Annotated in this window: 15 protein-coding genes; 11 read left to right on the top strand and 4 right to left on the bottom strand. The window is 59.4% G+C overall.

Annotation, left to right across the window (positions count from 1 at the left end):
• Nucleotides 1–111 precede the first annotated feature (111 nt).
• The 4 genes from BGP00_RS10425 to BGP00_RS10410 all read left to right on the top strand — a co-directional run bounded on the left by BGP00_RS10425 (nt 112) and on the right by BGP00_RS10410 (nt 5,861).
• Nucleotides 112–2,769: a TonB-dependent receptor gene (locus BGP00_RS10425; protein ID WP_292693456.1), complete on the top strand. Its 2,658-nt coding sequence runs from the start codon at nt 112–114 to the stop codon at nt 2,767–2,769.
• Between the two features lie 250 nt (nt 2,770–3,019).
• On the top strand, nt 3,020–4,075 hold the full coding sequence (locus tag BGP00_RS10420) for an oxidoreductase (protein WP_292693452.1): 1,056 nt from the start codon (nt 3,020–3,022) through the stop codon (nt 4,073–4,075).
• A gap of 31 nt (nt 4,076–4,106) precedes the next feature.
• Nucleotides 4,107–5,414 (top strand): L-fucose:H+ symporter permease, encoded by a 1,308-nt coding sequence (gene fucP / locus BGP00_RS10415; protein WP_292693449.1) that lies wholly within the window; start codon nt 4,107–4,109, stop codon nt 5,412–5,414.
• 33 nt (nt 5,415–5,447) lie between these two features.
• Entirely contained in the window at nt 5,448–5,861 is a 414-nt protein-coding gene (locus BGP00_RS10410; protein WP_292693446.1) for a VOC family protein, read from the top strand.
• Nucleotides 5,862–6,593: 732 nt separating this feature from the next.
• On the opposite strand, the gene BGP00_RS10405 is transcribed toward BGP00_RS10410, so the two are convergent.
• The 4 genes from BGP00_RS10405 to BGP00_RS10390 form a co-directional block, all read right to left on the bottom strand.
• On the bottom strand, nt 6,594–7,400 hold the full coding sequence (locus BGP00_RS10405) for a shikimate dehydrogenase (protein ID WP_292693445.1): 807 nt from the start codon (nt 7,398–7,400) through the stop codon (nt 6,594–6,596).
• 47 nt (nt 7,401–7,447) lie between these two features.
• A complete protein-coding gene (locus BGP00_RS10400) occupies nt 7,448–8,755 on the bottom strand; it encodes an MFS transporter (RefSeq protein WP_292693442.1) in 1,308 nt (435 codons plus the stop codon).
• A 539-nt stretch (nt 8,756–9,294) separates the two neighbouring features.
• Nucleotides 9,295–11,691 carry a TonB-dependent receptor gene (locus BGP00_RS10395; RefSeq protein WP_292693439.1) on the bottom strand — a complete coding sequence of 799 codons (2,397 nt, stop codon included), beginning with the start codon at nt 11,689–11,691 and terminating at the stop codon, nt 9,295–9,297.
• 218 nt (nt 11,692–11,909) lie between these two features.
• Nucleotides 11,910–12,743, bottom strand: coding sequence for a GntR family transcriptional regulator (locus tag BGP00_RS10390; protein WP_292693436.1), 834 nt, complete (start codon nt 12,741–12,743; stop codon nt 11,910–11,912).
• 164 nt (nt 12,744–12,907) lie between these two features.
• On the opposite strand from BGP00_RS10390, the gene BGP00_RS10385 reads away from it, so the two are divergent.
• The 7 genes from BGP00_RS10385 to mobF all read left to right on the top strand — a co-directional run bounded on the left by BGP00_RS10385 (nt 12,908) and on the right by mobF (nt 25,333).
• Nucleotides 12,908–13,921: an SIS domain-containing protein gene (locus BGP00_RS10385; protein WP_292693433.1), complete on the top strand. Its 1,014-nt coding sequence runs from the start codon at nt 12,908–12,910 to the stop codon at nt 13,919–13,921.
• Nucleotides 13,922–13,945: 24 nt separating this feature from the next.
• A complete protein-coding gene (locus BGP00_RS10380; RefSeq protein ID WP_292693431.1) occupies nt 13,946–14,791 on the top strand; it encodes a PfkB family carbohydrate kinase in 846 nt (281 codons plus the stop codon).
• Between the two features lie 21 nt (nt 14,792–14,812).
• Nucleotides 14,813–16,867, top strand: coding sequence for a hydantoinase/oxoprolinase family protein (locus BGP00_RS10375; RefSeq protein WP_292693429.1), 2,055 nt, complete (start codon nt 14,813–14,815; stop codon nt 16,865–16,867).
• The gene (locus BGP00_RS10370; RefSeq protein ID WP_292693427.1) at nt 16,864–18,477 is read left to right on the top strand and encodes a hydantoinase B/oxoprolinase family protein; all 1,614 of its coding nucleotides are present in this window, start codon (nt 16,864–16,866) and stop codon (nt 18,475–18,477) included. Before BGP00_RS10375 ends, BGP00_RS10370 begins: the two co-directional genes overlap by 4 nt.
• 1,136 nt (nt 18,478–19,613) lie before the next feature.
• Nucleotides 19,614–19,913 (top strand): hypothetical protein, encoded by a 300-nt coding sequence (locus BGP00_RS10365; RefSeq protein ID WP_292693425.1) that lies wholly within the window; start codon nt 19,614–19,616, stop codon nt 19,911–19,913.
• Nucleotides 19,897–22,365 (top strand): type IV secretion system DNA-binding domain-containing protein, encoded by a 2,469-nt coding sequence (locus BGP00_RS10360; protein WP_292693424.1) that lies wholly within the window; start codon nt 19,897–19,899, stop codon nt 22,363–22,365. Before BGP00_RS10365 ends, BGP00_RS10360 begins: the two co-directional genes overlap by 17 nt.
• A complete protein-coding gene (gene mobF / locus BGP00_RS10355; RefSeq protein WP_292693422.1) occupies nt 22,250–25,333 on the top strand; it encodes a MobF family relaxase in 3,084 nt (1,027 codons plus the stop codon). The genes BGP00_RS10360 and mobF overlap by 116 nt, the downstream gene beginning before the upstream one ends.
• Nucleotides 25,334–25,388 lie beyond the last annotated feature (55 nt).

Here is a 25,388-nt window from a genome sequence, read left to right as displayed (position 1 = left end):
TGCAAAAAAGTGTCACACTTAATGTGTGGATTTGTGTCCCTCCATGCATCTCCCCAATGTCGAGCGCAAACGTGAGCATCTCGGGCGCCGATCAATGGGGGAAATATATTCATGTCCTATCGTGATTTTCTCTGTACCACGGCCATTGCGATTGTGGCCACTGTTGCGACACCAGCCTGCGCGCAGACGCGCGAAATCAATGTCCAGCCGCAGCCCCTTTCCACCGCCATTGCCGAACTGGCACGTCAGGCCGATGTGGAAATTCTGGCGCCTTCCACCGGCGCCATCATGCTTGCCAGCCCGGTTCGCGGGCGCATGGACGTGGCGCAGGCCCTGACGCAGATCCTGCGGGGCACCAATCTTACGTGGAGCAATGATCCTCGCGGCGCCTTCCTCATCAAGCGTCGCGAGGCCAGGCTGACCCCGGTTGCCTATGTGGCCCCTGCCCCGGCGCAGCGCGCGGCCCGGGCACGCGCCCCGGTCTCTCTTGCCGTAAAACCGGTTGAAACCGGTGAAGGCGAAACGATCATCGTCACCGGTACGCGCGATCCCAACGCGAAGGCCAGCGCGGCGCCCAGCCCTATCACGGTCATCAATGCGGACCGCCTCGCCGCCACAGGCCAGCCAGACCTGCGCGATGCGCTGACCCAGATCTCGCCCTCGATCTCGCGCTCGACGGTCACCTCGGGCAATGCCAACATGGTCGACAAGATCAATCTGCGTGCGCTCACCTCCAACCACACGCTGATCCTCATCAACGGCAAACGCCGCCACACCACCTCGGTCATCACCGATGCCACCGGCCCGGAAGACGGCACCGCGCCGGTCGATATCGGCCTGATCCCGACCTCAGCCATTGACCATATCGAGGTGCTGCTCGACGGGGCCGCCGCGCTCTATGGCTCGGATGCAATTGCGGGCGTGGTCAACATCATCCTGAAAAGCAACAATCACGGTTTTACCGCTGCGACCACGAATGGCCTTTATTATGAAGGCGATGGTTTTACCTCGGGCACCACGGCCAACTGGGGCACCCGGTTTGGAAACCAGGGCTTTTTCAGCCTCAGCGGCGAATTCCGTCATCAGGATCACACCAATCGCGGCGGGCCGGACACACGCGTAAATGCCAGAGTGAATCGCTATTTCGGCAACGCCGAACAGGATCGCGCGGCGATCTCCTATAATGCAGGCGTCAATCTTTCCGAGGATGTTAAGCTCTATTCCTTTGCCAGCTATGCCTATCGTAAGGCCGGTTCTTTCCAGAATTACCGCATCCCGACCCTGCTGCCGCAGGTCTATCCCAACGGTTTCAGTCCGCTCAGCCAGGTGACGGAACATGACTTCAGCCTCACCGGCGGCGCCAAGGGTACGTTGACTGGTTGGGACTGGGACCTGAACGCCACCTATGGCGAGGACCATACCGACTATAATCTTATCGACAGCGTCAATCTTCTGCTCTTCCGGGACACCGGCAGCACACCGACGCGTTTCAACGTGATGTCCTACGGCAATTCGCAGCTCACGCTCGAAGGCACGTTCCGGCGGTTTGTCGATGTCGGCTTGGCCGAACCGCTCAATGTTGCTTTTGGCGGCCAGTATCGCCGCGATACCTATGCCGTCAATCCGGGCGACCCGGCCTCCTATTACGGCGCGGGCACCCAGGGGCAATCGGGCCTGCAGCCTTCAAGCTACGTCCGCGCCCATCGCGACATCAAGGCCGCCTTTGTCGATTTCTCGGCCAAACCGGTAAAGGGCCTGCAAATCGGCCTTGCGGGCCGCTACGAAGATTACAGCGATGCCGGCGATACTCTGACGGGCAAGTTCTCGGTTCGCTATGATTTCAGCCCGGCTATCGCCATTCGTGGTACGATCAGCAACGGCTTTCGCGCACCCAGCATGCAGGAGCAATATTATACCAGCATCGGCGTGACGCCCAATGGTGCGCAGGGCGTGCTTGCGGTCAATTCGATTGCGGCGCGTATCCTTGGGGCACAACAGCTTCGGCCGGAAAAGTCGACCAATCTGTCGGCAGGCATTGTGCTGCACCCTGTGCCGCGCATGAACATCACCATCGACGCCTACCAGATCAGCATCCGTGACCGTATCGTAAAGGGCGGCGCCTATAACGGTCAGGAAGCCATCAATGCGCTTGCGGCCCAAGGCATTCTGGTTGACCCCAGCGTGCTGCCGTCTGCGGTCTCGGCGCAATATTTCTCGAACGGCGCAGACACCCGTACGCGCGGCCTCGATATTGTGGCCAATTATCGCACGCCCTTCGACTGGGGCACCATTGACTGGAACATTTCGGCCAATTTCAACAATACCGATGTTCAGCGCGTCGGTGTTGACCGCAATGGCCGCATATTGCTGACCCGGCAGGGACAGGCTTTCATGTCGACCTATTTCCCGGCCAACAAGTTTATCTTTGGCGGCCATCTGACGTCGGGTTCGTTCGATCTTGACCTGCACGAAATCCGCTATGGCTCGGTCAACACCTTGCGCCAGTACGTCGTGGGACCCGATGCCTATTCCACCAGCGTGTTCTACGACATGTACAACGCTCCAAAGTGGCAGACCAATATCGAGGTGGGCTACAAGTTGACGCCCTTTGCCCGCGTGTCAGTGGGGGCCAACAATCTTTTCGACGCCAGGCCCAGCATTGTGCCCGAAAACACCCGTTTTGCCGGTGTCGCCCTGTATGACACAGGCATGCAGCAATTGGGCATTAACGGCGGCTATTATTACGGCACGGTGAAGCTCTCCTTCTGAGCGGGCAATACACTCGACCGCGGGCTGCCTCGATGCAGCCCGCGGTCCATGGCTCCACGTTACCAGGCAAGGCCTCGGCAAGATTCAGGCCGCAGCTTGGTGGAAACGGGCTGACCGGCCAATTGTCCCGATCCAGCCCTGCTTCACGGTCACCGGCAGGCCCACTTCAATGCAGGCTTCACGCCGGCGTTCGTCTGTCTCAACCGGCCGCCTCCGGAACAACCTTCATTATTTCACAAAAGGACAGCAAGTGGTTAGAGTTGGCATCATCGGCTATGGCTTCGTCACAAAGACCTTCCACCTGCCCTTGATCGGTGCGAGCGAGGGCATTGAGGTCAGCGCCATTTGCTCCTCGCGGCCCGAAGTGGTGCGCGCCGAGCAACCCGGCATCGTCGTGTTTGACAGTCCCGAAGCACTGGTGGCCAGCGCGGCGGTGGACGTGGTGCTGATTGCCTCCACCAATGATACGCATGCTTCCCATGCCAGGCTTGCACTGGCGGCGGGCAAGCATGTGATCGTTGAAAAGCCGTTTGCCCTCGGTTTGGCCGAAGCTCGCGAATTGGTGGCGGCGGCCGAGGCGGCAGGACGCCTGATCACCGTTTTCCAGAACCGCCGCTGGGACAGCGATTTCCTGAGCGTGAAGGCAGCGATCGAGGACGGTTCGCTGGGTCGCGTGGTGCAGTTTGAATCGCATTTCGACCGCTTCCAGGCCTCTGGCGGGGATCGCTGGTGGGAAAAGGAGGCCCCCGGATCGGGCATATGGTTCGATCTGGCGCCGCATCTGGTCGATCAGGCGCTGCAACTTTTCGGGCTGCCCGACAGTGTGCAGGTCAATCTGGCCAATCTGCGCGACGGCTCGCTGGTAGATGACTGGGCCCATGCGGTGCTGAACTATCCGCGCCTGAGGGTCATCCTTCAGGCCAGCACCATCGTCTCGGGCGGATCGCCGCGTTTTATCGTCCATGGTGATCGCGGCACGCTGGTCAAGCCTCGCCTCGATAATCAGGAAAACCAGCTTCTGCGCGGGGTTGTGCCCGGAAGCGGGGAATGGGGCCGCGATCCGGACGATGTCCTGCGCTGGACGATCGACGGCACACAAAGCTGCGAGGCCGCCCGGCCCGGCGACCAGCGGGGCTTCTATCGCGCGCTGGTCCAAGCCGTGAACCATGGCGCACCCTCCCCCGTACAGCCCCATGAGGCCATCGCGGTGATGGCAATCATCGAGGCCGGCTTTGCCTCATCCGCACAAGGCCGCGCGATGGCGCCCGATCTGACCGCAGCAGAACGCGCGGCCTGGACACGATAAGCAGCCGCCAAGGCTGCATGGAGAGAATGCCATGACGGCGCAGTTCAACAATTCCGGGGCGGCTCCGCGCCGTCCTATCCTGGTGGAACGGCGGCATCTGCTGCCCTTTTTGCTGATCGCCTGCCTGTTCGCCACCTGGACATTTGCCGCATCGCTCAACGACGTGCTGATCCGGCACTTCCAGCATGCGCTCGACATTTCACGCACGCAATCGAGCTTTATCCAGATCGCCTTCTACGTTGGCTATTTTTGCGCGGCCATACCGGCCGGGCTGGTCATCCGGCGCCTGGGCTACAAGGCCGGGATATTGGCCGGACTGACGCTTTATGCATTGGGCGCCTTCCTGTTCTATCCAGCCGCCTCGCTTCAAGCGTTTCCGGCCTTTCTTGGCGCGCTTTATCTGATCGCCTTCGGTCTGGCCTTTCTGGAAACCAGCGCCAATCCCTATGTCGCCATCCTCGGCCCGTCGGTCACCGGCGCGGCGCGGCTCAATCTGGCGCAGGGCTTTGCCGGTCTGGGCGCGATCACCGGTCCGGCCGTAGGCGGGCTGTTCATCATTTCCGGCGTCGAACGCAGCCCCGCCGATCTTGCCGCCATGGCCCCGGCCGCACGAGCGGCCTATCGCGCCGCAGAAGCGGCAAGCGTGCAAATGCCCTATGTCACGCTGGGCAGCGCCATCGTACTGCTTGGCCTGCTGATCGCGATGACCCGCTTTCCCGAAGTGGGAACCGCGAAGAAGGATCTGCCGCAGGGCGGCGCGCTGCAGGTGCTGCGTCACGCCCGGTTGCGCTGGGCGGTGGTCGCGCAGTTCTGCTATGTCGGCGCACAGGTGGGCATCTGGAGCTTCTTCATCGATTTTACAAAGGACGCCCTGCCCCACACACCTGAACGCCAGGCCGCATTCTGGCTCTCGGCCAGCATCGCGCTCTTGATGACCGGCCGCTTTCTGGGAGCCTTCCTGCAACGTCTTGTCAAACCGGCCCGTATGCTGGGCGCCTGCGCCGCTGCCAATATCGTTTTGTGCCTGATCGCGACGGGATTGGTCGGGGTCCCCGCCGTGGCCGCGCTCTGGCTCAGTAGTCTGTTCATGTCGATCATGTTTCCTAGTATCTTTGCCATGGGCGTCGAAGGATTGGGGCATGAGACCGAAATGGGTTCCTCGCTGCTGGTCATGGCCATTGTGGGCGGCGCGTTTATCCCCCCGGCCATGGGCCTGATTTCGGAACACTGGGGCGGTCTGCACGCAGCGATGCTGGTTCCAGCCGCCTGTTTTGCCGTCTGCCTCGCATTTGCGGTTCTGGTGCCCGGAACCGGGCGCGTCGAAAGCGGCCCGGCCTGATCCCCTTCCCTCTCTCTCATTAATAGGAAACCCATGCGTTATATCCATGCCATGATCCGCACGCTTGACCTCGATGCAACGATCCACTTCTTCTCGCTGCTTGGTTTCGAGAAGACCCGCACGATCGAGAATACCGACGCGCGCTACACACTCGTCTTCATGGCTCCGCCACGCGAAGATCTGGAGGTTGAAATCACGTTCAACTGGGATCATACTACAGAATACGGTTCAGGCCGTGCCTTTGGCCATCTTGCCTATGAAGTCGATGACATTTACGCTCTTTGTCAGTCGTTGGTCGAGGCTGGCGTCACAATCAACCGCCCTCCGCGCGACGGCAAGATGGCCTTCATCCGCACGCCAGACGGTGTCAGCCTAGAACTGGTTCAAAAGGGGCAACTCGAACCGACCGAACCCTGGTTGTCAATGGCGAACACCGGCAATTGGTAGGGCTGTCGCCGACCAAGCCGCCACAAGATCCTTAAACAGGTTCGGTGGTGTACGCCGGCTGTGGTCTCCCCGGCGTCATTACTTTTATGTTGTCCGGTTTCTCTACGAACCGGTTCACTAAGCAGATCTCGTAAGTTTCGAAAAATCGATGTGAAAACGCCTGTTGTTTCAGGCAGCAGGTGTTTGCACATTGTAAGAATTTCTGTGCAGTCGGATTTTTTCGGGTTGCCTCTCTGTTGATTGCCGCCGAGAATTGGCCCTAGGGGGATGCGGATCAAAACTTGGACCACCAGAAGGTCGTTCATGCATTCCTACGCAGGCAGAATTCGAGCAAGCGAGTTAATGCGACTATCGGTCCGCGAGCGGACCCCATTTGATCTGCGCGACGCAGAACCTGTAGCCCATCGTCGGCATCGCAGGCAATATGTTATCGATACCGAACGCGTTGAGCGCAATGATCGAGGCGACAAAGACGACAATGCGCTTCGCGCTGGAGCCAGAAGCTGCCATAGGCTGCGCGCGTAAAAGCGCGTTACCAATCTCCTTTGGCAGCCTATCCTCTCAATCAGCTACAGCGCGGGACTAATTGGAAAAGACGCAGCAGCGCTAGAGAGTTTTCGAACCAGATGGAACATCTGGTGACTCGGAAAACGCGGTACAACAGGAATCTAGAGCGATCGGTCCGATGCAATCGGAACGGATTTCGCTCTAGAACGCTTAACGGCACGACGCTCACCGGAGATTTTTCAGCAGAGCGTCACGCATGGCTGCCGCCGGCGCCTCGAGCCCTGTGTACAGGGCGAATTGGTGCATGGCCTGGTGCAGCAGCATGAGCCAGCCTGGTACTGAAATGAGGCCAAGGCGCGCAGCTTGATTGCAAAGCGGTGTAGCCGAAGGATTGAAAACGACGTCGAATACGGCCTTCAGGTCCGGGAATCGCTCAGGTGCAAGAAAACCTTCTGAAATATCGATATTCGGTGTGGCGTTCACCAGAAGGTCGATATCCGGTATAACTTCGGCATCATGGCTCCATGGTCGGGGGAGATCGAAGTCCGTCGCAACCGCAGTTGCTGCAGCCAAGTTTCTCGCCGCGAGTTCGACGTGCCAGCCCGATTCCTTCAGACCAAAAATCAACGCCCTCGCTGCGCCGCCCGCACCGATCACGAGGGCGCGTCCGGGTTCATGAACGCCCGACTCCCGCAATGCATCCATCGCTCCGCGCCAATCGGTGTTGTACCCGGTCAGCCAGCCGCCGTTGTTCACGACGGTATTGCAAGCTCCAATCGCGTGCGTGTCGGGCGAAACCTCGGCAAGTAAAGAGAGAACCTCGCGCTTGAAAGGCATCGACACGGCGAAGCCGCGGAAGCCCAGCTCAACAAACGCGCCCACGGTGGCTCGCAAATCATGGGTTTCGGCGGAAACATATTTGAAATCGACACCCGCCGCCTGGTACCCTGCTTCGTGCATTTTTACGCCGAGGCCGCTTGGCGAAACGCGGCTGGAAATCGAACCGCAGAGTTGTGGTATTGTCCGGGTCACGATGATCGCCTTTCATGCTTGCTCATGTAGCGGGGACTGCTAATCGCTCACTCGACCGCCGAGCCCTGCCATTGGCGAGGATAAGCAAATGCTGCTGTCGCACAGGAAACAGCGCAAAGTGCGGCGAAATACCAGCCAAAGGCGATCTCGGATCCAGTCCGCGAGGCCAGCCACGTTGCCATTAACGGTGCTGTCGCTCCAATCAGCACGGAACCTACGTTGAAGTTCAAAGCCGCAGCCGCGCCCCTGACTACCTGCGGAAATGACAAAATGTACGCAGCGTTCAGGGGCGCCGCTACCAAATTGTTGATGATCGCACAGGTCAGCAGGCCCAGCAAAGTAAGGGGGACAGAAACGCCCATTGCGAGAAAAAGGGGCATCGCAACGACGGTATAGATCGCGAACGCGCCTATAAGAATTTGGCGTCCGCCAAATCTGTCGGCTAGCAAACCCCCTGCAACCGACGCAGGAATGCCAATTCCAAACAGGAGGATGGAAACAAACATCGCGAGCGACCCGCCGTAACCCAACCTGATGAGGGCGGTCACGAAATAGGCCTGAATACAAAATGTCCCAACGCGCTGCCCTGCACCCATCGCGATGACAGTAACGACCGTGCCCCAATGCCCCCGCAGTGCGACAAACAGAGAAACGCGTGCACGCGCTCGCAATGTCGGCACCGGGCTCGACCGTAGCCCGTCACTGACCATTTGCCGCCTAAGATAGAAAGCAAAGAGGCCAAGGGGAGCTGACAGCAGGAAAGGAATGCGCCAACCGCCAGCCTCAAGGAAAGGGTCACCATGAGACCACGCTAGGATCATTGCGATGAGGGACGCGAGCATCGGGCCGATATTCGCTCCCGCATTGCTCCATCCGGTCAAATACTGACTTTTTCGGGCAGGTCCCTGCTCGATGGCATAGCTGGTCGCCACGGTAAACTCCGCGCTCGCACCTATCCCTTGGACTGTGCGAAATACTACTACCAGTATAGGGGCCCAGATTCCAATGGACGCATAGGTCGGAAGCAACCCGATGCCGATCGTGCCGACAGTCATCATATTGATCGTCAGCATGAGAACGAAGCGATGGCCACGGATATCAGCGAGATGGCCCAATAGCACTCCCGCGATCGGCCTCACAGCATAGGCGATTATGAATGTCGCGTAAGTAGCTAAAAGTCCAGTATTGACATCTCTAAAATTAAAAAAAGCCTTCGCCAGAAATACAGCTAGGAGTCCATACAGTGTAGCGTCATAATATTCGATGATATTTCCTAATATCGCAACAAACAATGGCTTGCGATAGGTCGAAGATATCTGCGCGCCGTCGGCGATAACATCTGATGGCTCAAGCATGAATCAAACCTCTCCAGAGGAAGCTGGTCGAGCCGACAATGTGGTATCGTCAACTCGGCCGCTAGAATTTTTGGTGCTGATGGTTTCGGCCGGGAGCTGAATGTGAGGTTTGGTCCTTAGCGCCAGATGTAGCTTCGCTTGCAGAATGACCTCGGTAACGATGAGCGCAACGCGGTCAAACACCATCTGGGCATTGATGAGTGTCAGGAGCAGGGACACCATAAACCACCGTTGCGACCGCGCCCTCTCCTCAAGATCGACAATAGAGATTGCGCGAGATCCCAAGATACGGCTCCTTAAGCGCGATAGGCTTCACCACTCTAGATGACTTATTGGAATTGCGCGCAGCGCGCGCGTCAGATCTGCATTCTTGTCCTTCGATGACCTTATTTCGGATTGCAGATCGTATTGAGCACACTGCTTGTTGGCACGGTACGACCCTCACATGGAACGAACATACCACCCTGAAAATAATGGGCCGCCATTTCGGTACGCACCGGTCTGGCGGCCTCAAAGTGAGTGAACCTATACGAGGCTCCTCAGAATTTGGTCGAGAAGGTTCCCATGATCGCCCGTGGCGAAGACAGCCAGTAGCTAGGGGCGGCGCCGGCGATGACGGTTCCGTTAATCCCCGTGGTGGTCACAGCGTTCGGCTGCACCGATGAAGAAGCGCCCAGATACGGTTTGTTGGTCAGATTGGTGACCGAAACGCGAATAACCGGTTCGTTACCAACATAGCCAGCGGGGATATGGTAGCCGAAGCCCAGGTCAACCGTTCCGTACGCGGGCATCTTCTGGTCATTCATGAACGTAGTATACTGCGAGGCGGTATATTTATAGATAACGTTCCCGAAGAATGGGCCGTGTTTGTAGTCCAGACCAACAGTTGCGGTATATTTCGGAGCTTGTACGCCTTCCTTCCCGGCTGTCGGAAGGAAATCATTGCCAACCTGGAAGTTACTGGAATTGCGTGTCCACAGATACTGCCCATTTACGTAAGGGCTGAAGCCCCAGAATGACTTAAGAGCCAGTTCGAACGTGGCGCCGCGCATGATAAGACCACCGGCGTTATAGGCGCTGTTGACGCCTGCTCCATTCAGGAAAGCGAGCGAGGTCACGCTGTTGTTGTCCAGCTTCTTGTTGAAGAGGGCAACATCGGCGGTGAGCAAGCCGTCGTGGTATCGATAGCCAATTTCTTCGCCAAGCGAATGCTCGGGCTTGGCCGAAGGATTACCTAGCTGGGAAATCGCCCCCGTCGTGGCATTGTAGGTGTTGGGATAGGTCGTGATAGGCGCGTTGGTACGCGTTTCCGTCACGATGTTGGCATAGACTTGCATTTTGCTGTTGATGTCGTAGGAGACGGTCGCTCGCGGGAGCAGCTTCTCATACCGGAAATTCATCGCTGATTGCGTGCCCGGCAGGAGATTCTGCCCGGAGAGACGATAGATGAAATATTTCAAGCCCACCTCGACCTTAAGCTTATCATCGAGGAACGACTGCGCATCCTGAACAGAAAGGGCGTTGATGTTGGTGTTGAAACTGTAGTTGGCACCCGAGATCGCCTGACTGCTGGTCGAGCGCAGGATGGTGCTGGCCCAGTCCGGAGCATCACCACCCGCCGCGATGGGCGAGAAGCTGTTGAGCTGGGTCATTTGCCAATGATCATACCACCAGCCGAAGGTGATGTTATTGCTGGGAGTCAGCCTCACCTTCGCGGAGGTGTTCACGCCGGTTGCGAACTGCCTTTGCAGAACGTTCGTCTTGACCGGGATGTTGCCGTTAGGAAGCAAAAAAAGTCCGGTTGTATCAACTGCCTGCTTTTGGCTCCCCGCATAGACACTGTTCGGATTGAGCGCGGACTCACCGGGGCTATTCGAGAAGATCCACTGGTAGTACGGCGTGATGTGCAGATCGATCTTGTCGGTCGGGTGCAACTCGTTGTTCCACGCGAGCAGCAGGTTGCGGCGGGTATAGACTGCATACTTCCAGTAGTTATTGGTGTTGCTCTGGGGGTTGAAGGAAGACAGGTAATTACCGGCTGTGAAATCCCCGGTCGCCTGATCGGCGCGAAATTGCGCCAAGGTATAGGCCTGCGACCGCACGGCGCTCCAATCGCCATAGGACAGGAAGAGCGAACTCTTGCCCAAGTCACCCCAATCCTTGGCAATCTTAAAATCTACATGGAGGCGCTTGCCGATCGCATCCTTGGGCAAAGCAAACGTACCTGCCTGCGTGTAGGAGATCGAACCGAAGGCCTTGATACCCGAGTGGCCGATCAGGCCAGTATCAATGCCCGCAAAGATACGCTGACCCTGGTATGAACCATAGCCGTAGGAAGCTTGCGCACCGGGCTTATCCTCGGGATCGCGGATCGTCATGCTGAATTCCCCGGCGACAGCCGTTTGGACCGGGTCCGTGATGCGCGTCGAGCCGGGAAGAATCGTCAAGCCTGCCAGATTTTCGTTGTCGGCATAGGTTTCGGAATAAGGCTGAAGATATGCGCGGTCCATTGCGTTTACGCCATCGACCACCCAACCGATCTTGTTCATCGGCAAACCTCGCAGCTGCAAGGCATAGCGAATGCTCATCTGATAGGGATCGGACTGCCCGGTGTTAACGCCGGGCAGCGTAGCGACCAACTGGTACGGGCCAGCGATGCCCATCTTCTGCTTGATCGCTTCAGCGCTGATGCTGTTTGTGGTTTCAGGCTGTCGCTGGACGATCATTAGGCCACCAGCAATCGCCCGCTGCCTGCCAGAGACAACAATATCTTTCAGAATGTCTTCTGCAGCCACAGGAGCGCTGGACTTTGACTTGTCCGAAGCAGCCCCCTCCGCCGCAGGCGCACTTTGCGCCATTGCGGACTGGGAAGCAAAAAGACCGACTGCGGCAAGCGCGGTGGCGGTCATCAATTGAGTGCGAATTCCCAAGCTCATCGAAACCCTCCCTTGAATTCTCAATTCCGCCATCCGGCGATCGGGGACGAAGAAGGTGACAAACGGCATAAACCGCAGTGTCGGTTGGCCTAATCGTACCAGAGCGCTGCCTCAACATGGCGGATCTGACGGGGGTTACTATGATATTGGAATATACCAATGGCAAGACAATTTTTCAGTTTCGTGAAATTTGGGTGGCCGTTGGTATACGCATTGACTTAAACCAAGGTAGATAAACCAAATTCGGAAATGGCCTCCCGATTCGCCGCATTTTCTGAGTGATCTGGTGTAGACAGGTCGATCTGACCGGTCTTGAAGACCACTAGCTTGGGATGATTGACCGAGCGCATATATTCGATTGGCCGCCCCGCCTCGTCATGCACCTGTAATTGCAGAGAAAGACAGGCTGTACCTACGCCCAGATCCAATAACCGCGCCTCCATCTCGTTGCAGGTTGTAACACCAATCTCACGATCTCCGCGCATGGCGCCAATGCCGTACCTGCTGTGAAGCAGGCTGTAGAACGACTCACCACCCATCAAGTCCTGCGCCGCCAGATCAGGCACCAACGCGAGCGGAAGGTGGCTGGTTTCGATACAAACTGGGATATCATTGGCAGTCCACAGACGCCGGAACATCACAATATCCGCCCCAACCTCCAGTTTCAGGCGGTCTGCGACCTTTGAAGAGGCTTTGGCTTGCTCAAAGTGAAGAAGCTTATTGCCTGCCGTTCCGCCACCCGCTTGAATGATTCGGCGAATACCTTGGGAACCAAACGACGAATCGATCGGACGTGTTACGCGTGGCACTGGAATGCGCGTGCCGCTGGTACTGTTCCGCTCCAGCAGGCCCATCGTAATTAAGCCTTCAATCGCTTTGCGCACGGTCATCCGATTCCGACCGAGTTGCTCAGCCAAGGCGCGCTCCGAAGGGATTCGGTCTCCAGGATTATAATCAGCGCTGTCCAGAAGTTCCTGAATATAGGTCTGGATCTGCTTGTAGGCCGGACCGGCCGAACCATGCGGCTCATCTGGTTGCTTTGGGGGACTCACGGGATTTCTCCTTCACAAAACTTGGTTTGCATCATGCCACAAATCTGGACGCAGCCGTGACAACAATTATTCATACCACCGTCACAAAACTGGTGGACACCGAAAATGACATTGGTATAGTCCAATTCAGCAACCACACACTACCGACATTCTGGAGAATATGCATGGCTTCCGTCGTGACGCGTGATCAAGTGGCCGATACCCTGGATCAAGCCGTATCCTTGCTGCCGGAAGCCTTTGCTTTCGGGGAATCGCTCGCAAGCGAAATCGACCGCATTTATTTCGTCGCCCATGGTTCGGGCAACCGCGCGATGCAGGCCATCGGCTATTGGATTGAGCATTACAGCCCCTCGATCGAAGTGCGTCGCTACTTCCCGTCCGAGTTCATGGCCATGAACCCACCCCGCATAGACGAGCGCACTCTGGTGATGCTGTCGTCCAAGTCGGGCACCACGCCTGAAACCAATGCCGCGGCCGAGTTCCTGAAGGACAAGCCCTGCAAGGTGGTTTCCTTCACGATGAGGGAAGAGAGCCCGCTGGCCAAGGCTTCGCCCAAGACATTCATCGTCGGCGACAACTCGGAATCGTTGATCTCGCTTTTCATGGTGATGCAGGCTCTGGTCGGCGGCGTCATGAAGGGCCGCGACGGTTGGGCGCTGGGCGAGAAGTTGCTCTCCTCGCTCGCCGCTCTGCCAGCGGTCGTCGGTGCCGTTGCGGAATCAAGCGATGCGCGCGGCTTGGCACTAGCCAAGGAGTATTATCAGGATGACAAGATCTATCATGTCGCGTCGGGTCCGGGCTTCATGTCCGCCTACAACTTCGGCGTCTGCATCCTGATGGAAATGCTTTGGCTACACAGCTATCCGATCGAGGCCGCAGAGTTCTTCCATGGTCCCTTCGAGATTCTGGACGAGAAGACGCCCTTCATCCTAATCGTCGGTGAGGATCCAAGCCGTCCGCTTATGGAGCGTGTCATGCGTTTCTGTGAAAAGCACGGTCGCAGGATCATGACCTTCGACTCGCGCGATTTCGACATGCCCGGCATCGATCCCGAGATCCGTCCTATGCTGGCACCGCACATCATCCAGACGGCCCTAAAGCGCTTCTCCGAACATCTTTCGGATCTGCGCGGACAACCGCTGTCGACCCGACGCTATATGTGGAAGATGGAATACTGATTGGCGATTAGGGAGAACGCTGCCATGACCCGTATTCTCGGCCTGGGTGACAACACGATCGACACCTACGTCGATGCCGGGGTGCAATACCCCGGCGGCAACGCGGTGAATGTGGCGGCGATGGCCGCCAAGCTCGGCGCCTTCACAGCTTATCTGGGCTGTGTCGGCGACGACGACGGCGGTAAATTGCTTTGCGCCGCCCTTGCTGCAGAAGGCGTTGATATTTCGCGGGTCCGTACCCGCACAGGAGCCAACGCCCGTGCCTTCATCGGCCATGTTGATGGCGATCGCCAGTTCATCAGCAGCATCCCCGGCGTGCGGGCCGACTACCGCTGGGAAGATGCCGATTTCACGTACATGGGAGGATTCGACCATGTTCACACCAGCATCTACAGCGAGCTGGAAGACGTGCTTCCGCGCCTCGCTGCCAGTACGCCTTCCCTGTCGCTGGATGGCTCGAACCGGTGGACCGTCGAGTATCTCCAGCGGGTACTCCCCCATGTACGCTTCGCCTTCCTTTCGGCTTCAGAACTGACGGAACGGGAGGCGCTGGGCCTTGCCACACAATGCCTGGCCTTCGGCCCGCAAGCGGTGGTGCTGACACGCGGCGGTGACGGAGCGTTGGGCATGGATGCTGACGGAACGATTATTCAACCCGCGCTTCCGACCACTGTCGTCGATACGTTGGGAGCGGGCGATGGTTTTATCTCCGGTTTTCTCACCTGCATGCTCTCCGGGGGTACGCTCAAGGAAGCCATGACGCAGGGTGCAAGTTTTGCCGCTGAGGTCTGCCGTTGGCAGGGCGGTTTCGGCCATGGCGCGCCATGGGTTGGCGATGCTCAAGCGGCGCGCGCGGCCGCATCACGATAATCAAGACAAGGAAGGCAAAAAATGGTCTGGCGTATCGGGATCGATTCCGGTGGTACTTTCACCGACGTGTGCCTGTTCAATGAGGAGGACGGCCAGGTGCAGATCTGGAAAGTCTCCTCTACCCCCGACGACCCGTCGCGCGCCATCGCGCAGGGCATTACCGAGGGCATGGAGCGTGTCGGGATCACAGCAGAAGATGTCGGTTATTTCGGTCATGGCACCACGGTTGGCACGAACGCGCTGATCCAGCATCGTGGCGTGAAAACGGGCCTCATCACGTCGGACGGCTTTCGCGATCTTCTGGAGATCGGTCGCCAAAAGCGCCCAGATCTGTATGACCTTCAGGCCGACAAGGAGCCGGTGCTGGTCGCCCGTGACCTACGACTTGAAGTGCCCGAGCGCGTGCATCACGATGGCCGGGTCGAGACCGTCTTGGACGAGACCGCCGTGCGTGAAGCGGCGCGTGCGCTGCGGGAGGGCGGCGCTCAGGCCGTCGCCGTCTGCTTCCTCTATAGCTTCGTGCGCCCCGAGCACGAGGAAACCGCGCGCCGGATCATCGAGGAAGAGTTCCCCGAGGCCTTCGTCAGCACCTCTCATGAAGTCGCACCAGAATTCCGCGAATATGAGCGTATGTCCACTGTAGCTGTGAACGCCTATCTCGGTCCGGTGATGCAGGGCTACATTAACCGCCTTGCCACCCGCGTGAGTGAGCTTGGCCTCAAGGTCGCGCCGCGCCTCACCCAGTCTAACGGCGGCGTGATCGGCATCGAAGCGGCTTCGCGTTTCCCGACCCGCACTGTACTATCCGGCCCTAGCACCGGCGTAGTAGCCGCACAGGACCTCGCACGCCAGACCGGGATCACCGAACTCATCACCTTCGATGTCGGCGGGACCAGCAGCGACGTTGCTCTCCTTTCGGGTGGTAAATGCAAACTGGTCGGCGAGTCAGTCGTTCATGGTTATCCGATCAAAGCCCCAATGCTCGATATCCACACGGTAGGCGCAGGCGGCGGTTCGATTGCGGCAGTCGATAGCGGCGGACTACTCAAAGTTGGCCCGCGCAGCGCTGGCGCCTTCCCTGGCCCCGTCTGCTACGGTAAAGGTAATGAAGAACCGACGGTTACCGACGCCAATGTCGTGCTCCAGACCCTCAATCCCACGCATCTGCTGGGCGGGCGAATGGAGATCAACCAGGGCAAGGCCAAGGCCGCCATCGGTCGTCTTGCCGACATGCTAGGCATGGATGTCATGGACACCGCACAGGGGATCATTTCGGTGGTTGTCGCCAACATGGCCCGTGCCATTCGCCTAATTTCAGTGCAGCGCGGCCACGATCCCCGCGATTACACCCTGACAGCTTTCGGTGGTGCGGGGCCGCTCCATGCCGCGCGCCTTGCTCGCGAATTGGATATGCGCCGTATTCTAGTGCCGCTGACTCCCGGCATCATGTGCGCGACCGGCCTGCTTCAGACCGACCTGCGCGCAGATTTCGCCACCACCAGCATGACCCTGCTGAGCGCGGCATCGCAAGTCACTTTGGCAACCGCCTATGAAGGGCTCGAAGCTCGCGCACAGGAATGGTTCACCACCGAAGCCATTCCTCAGGATGACCGCGTGGTACAGCGCACCGTCGATGTCCGCTATGCAGGTCAGAATTATGAGATCTCGGTGGAGGTGCCTGCGGGCCCGGTCAATGAAGCGACGATCGCCAGCATCCGTGCTCGCTTCGAGGAGGAGCACCGGCGGCTTTACGGCTTCGTTGCCGAGCACGATCCCATTCAACTCGTGACCTTCCGCGTGGGCGCAACGGGTCTGGTCGCCAAGGCCGCCTTCCGTCGCCACCCGGACGCCGGCCCTGACGCGTCGGCTGCCCAAATTGGCCAGCGCGACGTATGGATGCCCGAGGCGGGCGGCTTCACGCCCTGCACGATCTATGATCGCGCCAAGCTCAAACCCGGCAACCGCATCGCGGGCCCGGCCATCATCGAGCAAATGGATACGACGACCATCGTCCTGCCTGATATGATGGTCACAGTTGAACCGCATCTCAACCTCATTCTGGAGTTCCTGGCATGACCCCGACCTCGGACGCCACCACTCGCATCGCTGTCGATCCGATCACAATCGAAGTCATCGGCAGCGCAATGATGTCGATTGTGGAAGAAATGGGTGAAGCGCTGGTGCGAGCCAGCCACTCAGCCAATATCAAGGAGCGCCGCGACTGTTCGACGGCACTGTTCGACAGCCATGGACGTGCTTTGTGTCAGGCCGATCACATCCCGATGCACCTCGGCAGCTTCCTTGGAATCATCCCGCATATCCTGAAGGCCTATCCGGCCAGCGAGATCCATCCGGGCGACATCTTCGTCGCCAACGATGCCTATGAGGGCGGCGCCACCCACCTCCCTGACATCGTGGTGGCAGAGCCCGTCTTCGTCGACGACACGCTGATTTGCTGGGCCGTCAACACCGCGCATCACGCCGATTTCGAGGATCGAGGCCATGCCCATATCTATCAGGAAGGCATCCGCATTCCGCCGCTCAAGATGGTACGGCGCGGCGTGTTACAGGAGGATCTGCAAAAGCTGATCTTGCTCAACTGCCAGGTTCCCAAGGAGCGCATCTCTGACTTTCGCGCCCAGTTCGCCGCCAACCGGCTCGGCGTGGAGCGGATGCAGGCGCTATGCGCTCGCTATGGCCGCGCCGTAGTGACCTCGGCAGGCGAGGAGCTGATGGACTATGCCGAGCGCAAGATGCGTGCTGGCATCGCCACCATTCCCGACGGGACCTATTCCTTCACCGACCGCTTCGACAATCCCTCTATAGAGGGCGAAATGACCTTCAGCTGTACCATCGAGGTCAAGGGCGACGAGATGAATCTGACCTTCGACGGGCCCGATCAGGTGCGCGCCGGCATCAACATGGTGATGACCGCACTGCTCGCAACGGTCTATTACGCAGTAAAATCCGTGGTTGACCCCAGCATCCTGCCGAATGCTGGCCTGGCACGACCGTTGCACGTCTCCGCGCGACAGGGCTCGATCCTGAACTGCGTCTGGCCTGCAGCGGTCAACGGCCGCATTGCACCGTGCCAACGAGTAGCCGACATCGTGTTCGGCGCACTTGGGCAGGCTGTGCCTCATCAGGTCACAGCCGCAGGCAATGGCTCCTGCTCGTCTGCAACCTTCGTCGGCACGAAACCCGATGGCGGCCTGTGGGTCTATCTCGAAACCATCGGCGGCGGCGCGGGCGCTCGTTACAACAAGGATGGCCTGAGCGGTGTCCATGTCCATATGACCAACACCTCCAACCTGCCCGCCGAGGCGCTGGAAACCGAATACCCCCTCACCCTGCTGCGTTACGAGATGGTGGACGGTTCAGGCGGCGATGGTCAGTTCCGCGGCGGTATGGGCCTGCGCCGTGTTTATCGTGCAGAGAACGAGTGTCGTATGTCCGTGGACGGTTCCCGCCAGATCAGTCAACCTTGGGGTCTGGCTGGTGGTCAACCGGGCGCGTCGGGCAGCTTCGACTTCTCTGGCGCATCGGACAGCTTTGAAGGTGGCAGCGGCGTCCTACGCAAGGGCGACACCATCAGCATCATCACGCCCGGCGCGGGCGGGTATGGCCGTCCTGAACAGCGGTCGCCAGATGCGCGCGCCCGTGACTTGGCCGAAGGCCGCGCCTGAGTCTCGCGTATTCCCCCGGTGCCAATGTTTCCCTTGCACCGGGGGAAAACAGTCTAGCGCCATCGCCACCAAATCGACCGGCGGTCCGTTAGAAATCAAAGGAATTTCTTTAATGGGCAACCTTCATCAGCTTCACCAGCCATCCTATTATCCCAAGAAGAAAAGCAACGAGTTAATCCGATCATCTGAGAGGCAGATCAAGCACGGCTCGATTGCTCCTGCAATTGCAGCGGCTCTGCTTTTCGTGAAACCGCTTTGATCAACCAACCCCGTGGTTGGCTCGCAGCGGGTGGTAGCAAGATTGATTTGGAGCGTATAGCTTGAGCGAGCGAACAGGACGCTATCGTTCACGGGTTCAATACGCTTGAAGGCTAGCTAGGTTCGTGATGCGGCCAGCACAGACGGGCCAATCTACTGATCGCATTTCGTGCGGCGAGCCGCCGTATTTCAGGATCAACGACGCGCACGCGCGACGCAACGCTTCGCCAAATTGCGGACCATGTGAGAGGCCTTGTCGCGTCAGGCTCTCCTCTCAAACGGGTATAAGTTTTCTGCATCCCTGCGGCCGATTTCAACGAGGCGAATCCAAGCCAAGCGAAGCCCAATTCGGTAGCAATTTGATACGCCCGACGGCCGGTTCAAGGTCGATGTAAAGCCGCCTTTCGAGCCAGCACTTTCCCGCCGCTTACCCGCGATTTTCCTCCCAAAAATGTACCGGCAATTTGCCCCCTCTGAATGGCTGTTGGGTAGCCCAAGGCCTCCAATGGGGTGGACTTCAGGCGCCCGGAGGGCTACATGCACCAACCGGAACGGCCAAGCTTTCGCAGATTTCTGCGGGTCACAACCCACAGGCGAACGCGGGGCCAGTTCCTCCAGTTCTCAGCACACCCTACACGGCTATCCGTAAGATTAAACCATTGGATAAGCGTATTTTTTTAGATTTTGAGCGGGATATAAGATACTAAATCGGCATTTAGCATGCTAAATGTTAGGCTCATTATCTACCAAGACATTGATATACCTACCCTATATAGGATTTAGCATCCTAAATCCCCATTCCCGGTTGGACGCAGCGATCCGCCTCGGCTAGAGTGTCTGTGCGATACCCAGACCATGCCTTTTCGAAAGGCTGGTTTGTGACACAAAGAACCAAAACCCTCTCGGTCTGCTTGCCGCTGGCCAGCGCCGATCAGATCCGCGATCTGGCAGAAAAGCGCGGCGCCAATGTCAGCCATGTTCTGCGCGAACTGGTGCAGGTCGCCCTGCCCTTTGCCACCTTCCTGCCCCAATGCGACCTTGTCCGTCTGGCCGCCAATCTGGAATATATTCAGGCCGCCATCGACTTTCAGATGACCCGCAATTTCCCCGAGGAAGCCGAGCAGCTTCCCGGCCTCGTGATCAAACGCATGGCGGTGCATCATGGCTATCAGGCCTGAGCGCGAGGACATCCGGTTCGACCGGAAGCGCCCTGCCCGCATTGCCCATGCTTCGGCGCGCGGCAATGTGGTGCGCAATGTCGGCAGCTTCACCCGCGGCACGCAATTGGTCCGTCTGCAATATATGATGGCGTGGCAGGGCATCAAAGTGCCCCTGCTGATTGCCCTCGCCTGCTTCCTCATCTTGCTCTGCGCCTTCCTCTCTATCCGCATGGATGAGCATGAGGTGCAGCTCGTCGAGATGCGGATCTATTCGGGTCTGTGGGACTGGGTGGATTTCAATCCGAGGCATCTGATCAACCTCACTCTGCCCGATGGTCGCATCGTCCATCTGCCGATGGGAGCGGTGCCTTATAACCCGCATGTGATGCTTGCCTGGCACAAGGCATGGCGGTGTTTTTGGGCCTCTTGCCTCGGCGCTGCCTTCTTCTCGATCCCGCTCACCATCTGGTTCTTCAGCCTTGCCCGCGAGCGCGGTTCGGACATCATGAAGGAGCGTCATGAACGCGGCGCGATGCTGGTCGAGCGCGATGTTCTGCTCTCCGAAATCACCACCTATAATCATCACAAGCTGACGCAGGCGGTGGCCGACAGGTATCCCGATCTTGATCCCGACAAGGTCGCTTTCGCGCCACCTGCCCGCCGTCAGAAGTTGGGCCTGCATGTCCCCTATGCGATTGCCGGCATCCCTTACCCTTGGGATCTCGAACGTACCCATGGCATGCTGATCGGCACCACCGGCACGGGCAAGACCACGGTCCTGCTCGACCTCATCGCGCAGGCGCGGACACGCGGTCATCGCTGTGTGATTTTCGATCTCACCGGCGTCTTCGTGCAGCACTTCTACCGCGCAGGTCTCGATCATATCATCAACCCGCTCGACACGCGCTGTCCGTCCTGGACGATCTTCTCCGATTGCCGATCCCATGTCGATTTTACCGCCGCTGCCGCCGCGCTCATCCCGTCGGATGGCGCCAATTCGGAACCCTTCTGGGTGATGGCCGCGCGCACGCTCTTCGTCGAGATGTGCATCAAATTGCAGGAGCGCGGCGAGACCACCAATGCCGCCATCGCCCACCGGCTGATGTATGCCAGCCTCAAGGATATCCATGCCCAGTTGCGCAACACGGTGGCCGATCCGCTGACCTCGGAGCAGGCCTCGCGCATGGCAGAATCCATCCGCGCGGTCTTCAACACCAATGCGCAGGTGCTGCGCTATCTGCCCGATGTCGGCGCCAAAGATCCGGCGCGCTTTTCCATCCGCCGCTGGATCAAGGAGGAGGCCAATCCCGGCTCCATTCTCTTCATCACTTCAACCCATACGCATCTCCATGTGACGCGTTCATTGATGACCTTGTGGATGGATCTGGCAGTCAACGCCCAGCTTGAAACTGAGCGTAATGTCGGCCTCAAAACGTGGTTCCTGTTCGACGAGGTGCATGCCTTGCACCGCCTGCCCGCGCTAGAACATGGATTGCAAACCGCGCGTGCTTACGGCGGCGCGTTCCTCCTTGGCATCCATAGTTTCGAGCGTCTGTGCGAGACCTATGGTCGCGAAGGCGCGACCAATCTGGCCGCCCTTGCCCGCACCAAATTGATGCTGACGGCGGCTGATCGCGCCACAGCGGATTTCTGCTCGGGCATCGTCGGCAACCGCGAAGTGCGTGAAGTCGATGAGGCCTATTCGATTGGCGCGGCCATGTCGCGCGATGCCGCCACCATCACCCCGCGCACCGAGGTCAAACCGCTCATCCTGCCCGATGACATCATGAACTTTCCCTCGCTCTATGGGATCATCAAATTCCCCGAAGGCTTCCCTGCCGCGCGCATCCATCTTGAGTGGCGTGCCTATCCGATCATCGCTGAGCCCTTTGCCGAGAAGAAGGAGATCCGCTTCTCCGAATTCAAACCCGCCAATGACGATGAGGGGGCGGGCGATGGTGGCCGGGAGAACGCTGCCCCCTCGCGTCCCGCCGAGCGGGCCGACATGCTGCCCGAAGCCGAACGGAAGGAAGAAGTAGGTGCGGGTGCAGCGCCCGATCAGAACCGTGTCGATGCCCGCGAGATCACCTCTGCCGATATGCAGGCCGATACGCGCAGCAAGGGCGCGCCGCCCAAACCCGCTGACGAGGCAAGCGGTGCCCGCCCCGCACCCGGAGCGGCCTTTGTCGAACAACCGCTCAGACTGGGCGGTCCGCCCGCCGAGCGTCGCGAGCGTGATGGGCAGGACAAGCAAGCCCCGCTGCCAGGCTCACCGGACAGCCCCAGGGACCAGCGGCCCACCCAGCGCGAACAGCAAGCGCTGATCGACCAGCGTACCGGCATTGGCGTGGTCGATGAGCAGGATCGGCACCACGATCATCATCATGCCCATGGCCATGACCATGGGCACGGCCACGGACCGCACCAAAGCGGGCCATCGCTTGGCGATGACAGCGGCATGGGGATGTAAGGCAATGCACTCAATCTCTTCTGTGCGCAGCGCGGGCGGTGCGGCCACCTATTTTGCCAAGGACGATTATTACACCGGCGAGGGCACCGCCGAGTTCAGTGCCTGGGGCGGCAAGGGGGCCGAGGTGCTCGGCCTTGCCGGGGAAGTCGGGAAACAACCGTTTCAGGATCTGCTGCAAGGCCAATTGCCCGACGGCAGTCTCGTCAATCAGGTCGAGGGGCGGCGCATGGGGCTCGATCTCACCTTCTCCATGCCCAAATCGGCGAGCGTGCTGGCGCTGGTGGGCGGTGACGCCCGCCTGCTTGAAGCCCATCGCGAGGCGGTCCGCGAGACCATGCGCTGGGTCGAGAAGACCCATGCTGAAGTTCGTTCCTATGAGCGCAGCCGCAATGGTGAGCCGGTGCGGTCGGGCAATCTCGTCTGGGCCATGTTCGAGCATGACACCAGCCGCAAGCTCGATCCCCAATCGCATATCCATGTCGTGGTCGCCGCGATCAGTCAGGCCGTCCATGGCGATTGGCGCGCCCTCTTCAACGGGGCGATCTGGAGCGCCAATGCCACCATCGGCAGCGTCTATCACGCCCAGTTCCGCGAGAAGGTCGAGGCTCTGGGCTATGGCACCGAGCTATCGGGCAAGCATGGCCAGTTCGAGATCAGCGATGTGCCCAGGGAAGTCACCCGTGCCTTCAGCCAGCGCCGCGAGGAAATCCTCGAGCGGGTCGCGGCGCTCGGTATTGCCACCCCTCGGGGGCAGGATGCCGTCGTGCTGGGCACCCGCGACAACAAGACCCATGTCGAGGACAAGGACACGCTCTATCAGGCATGGAGGGACCGTGCCGCTGAGCTCGGCTTTGACGCCAAGGCCATGGTCGAGCAGGCAGTGGCGCGGGCCGGACCAGATGTCTCGCTCAGCCAGCCTGTGCGGGATCCTGCCGTGGCTGAAGGGATTATCGAGCGGATCCGTTCGACGGCCGGTCTCTGGCTTCGTGCCGCAGACCCGCTCACCACCAACGGATTGCGGCGTCTGACACTCAGCCCGAGCGAAATCCGCACCGAGATGGCTGTGGCCTCGGCCATCCGCATTCTGGGGCAGCGGGAGGCCGCCTTTGGCTTGCAGGAGATCACCAAGACCGCGCTCGATCTGGGGCTGGCCAATGTCACCGTCGTGCGAGCCGAAAGCCGTGTGCGCCAATTGCTCAAACTTGGGCAGTTGGTCCCCGGCAAGAGTGAAAGGCTCGATGGTGTGGTGACGCAGGTGACGACGCCCGAGCATTTGCAGCAGGAGCGTCAGTTGCTGGCCGCCATCGATGCCGGACGCGAGCAGGGCCATGCGTTGTTTGGTCCGCAGGAATCCTCGCTCAAGCTGGCTTCGGTGGAACCAGCGCGATTGCAGAACCCGGCAGCGCTCACCGATGAACAGATGCGGGCGGCAACGCTGGCCCTTTCCTCATCGGACCGTATGGTTCTGGTGCAGGGTGTCGCCGGGGCCGGCAAATCGACCATGATCGACCGGATCGCCCGTGTCGCAGAGAGCGAGGGCCGCGAGGTCCTCGGGCTGGCCTTTGCCAACAAGATGGTGAACCAGTTGCGTGATGATGCCGGGATCAGGGCGCAGACCGTTTCCTCCTTTATCCATGCGCATCTGGCCAATGCCCGGCGCGGACAGGGGCCGGGCTTTGAAGCTTCGCGTACCGCGCTTGCGGGCAAGTTCCTGTTGCTCGATGAGGCATCGTTGGTGGCCAATGAGGCGATGGTCCATCTCACCACCATCGCCAATGCCTTTGCGGTTGATAAGCTGGTGATGGTGGGCGACCGGCATCAGCTTTTGCCGATCGATGCGGGCAAGGCCTTCGTGCTGCTGCAAAGCCATGCCCCCAGCATGGCCCAGATGCCCACCAGTCTGCGCCAACGCAGTGAGGCGATGAAAGAGGTGGCCAATCTCACGCGGCGCGGGGAAGTGGGCAAAGCAATGGAAGTTTTGAAAACCCAGGAGGCCCTCCATGAACACAAGGACGACTATCTCGAGCAGGCTGCGGCAGCATGGCTGGCCCTGTCTCCCCACCAGCGCGAGCGGACCGATATTTACACCTCGGGGCGTCTGTCGCGCGCGACCCTCAATAGGCTGGTTCAGGACGGGCTGCGCGCCGAGGGGCGGCTGACCGGGCCAGCGATCAGTCTTCAGGTGAACGCTACGGTGCATGCCACGCGGGAGGAGTTACGCTATCCCCAGACCTATCAGGCCGGGCAGATCCTCACGGTGAGCCGTCACAATGCGGTGTCAGGTCTGGCACGCGGGACCTATGCTGTGGTCGGGCATGGCAAGGGCGATAGTGTCCGCCTGCGTCAGGAGAACGGCAAGATCGTCACCTTCAAGCCGGGCACCATCGATCCCCATGATCGGCGCGAGTTGATCCAATTGGCCACCCGTGAAAGTGTGGCGCTTCAGGCCGGGGACCGCATCCGCTGGACGGCCTCGGACAAGGAGCGGGGTATCTTCAATTCTGATGGCGCGCGGGTGATGGCGGTGTCCGATGCCGGTGTTGAGGTGGAACTGGCCGACAAGTCCACCTTGCTGCTGTCGCCGGGTGACCGGATGCTCGAACGCCTTGGGCTGGGCTATGCGATCAACATGCATCAGGCGCAGGGGATGACGCAGGATCATGCCATTGGCGCGATGCATTCGTCCGAGAAGCATCTCTCCAATGCCCGCCTTTTCCATGTGATGGCGACGCGCGTGCGGGAGGGGTTTCAGCTTTTTACCAATGATGTGGCGGCGCTTACCGGGGCTATCGCTCGCAATGCCGGGGACAAGAGCAGCGCGCTGGAGGTGATTGGGGAGAAGGATCTCAAAGTTACGCCCAGCACTCCGAAACAGGGTCTGTCGGAAAAATCGTTCCGGGCGGAACCGGATAAACATGTCGGGCCGCAGCTACCCTTGCCTGAGAAGTCCATCGAGCTGGGGCTGTGACGGGACCAGAACATGTGAGCGCATTGCCGCAATAACTGACGCCAATTATAGTCTG

Origin of the sequence: Novosphingobium sp. 63-713 (assembly GCF_001898925.1) — a bacterium.
Classification (GTDB): domain Bacteria; phylum Pseudomonadota; class Alphaproteobacteria; order Sphingomonadales; family Sphingomonadaceae; genus Novosphingobium.
The sequence above is the reverse complement of the archived record's forward strand: the minus strand, read 5'-3'. Positions and strand labels throughout refer to the sequence as shown.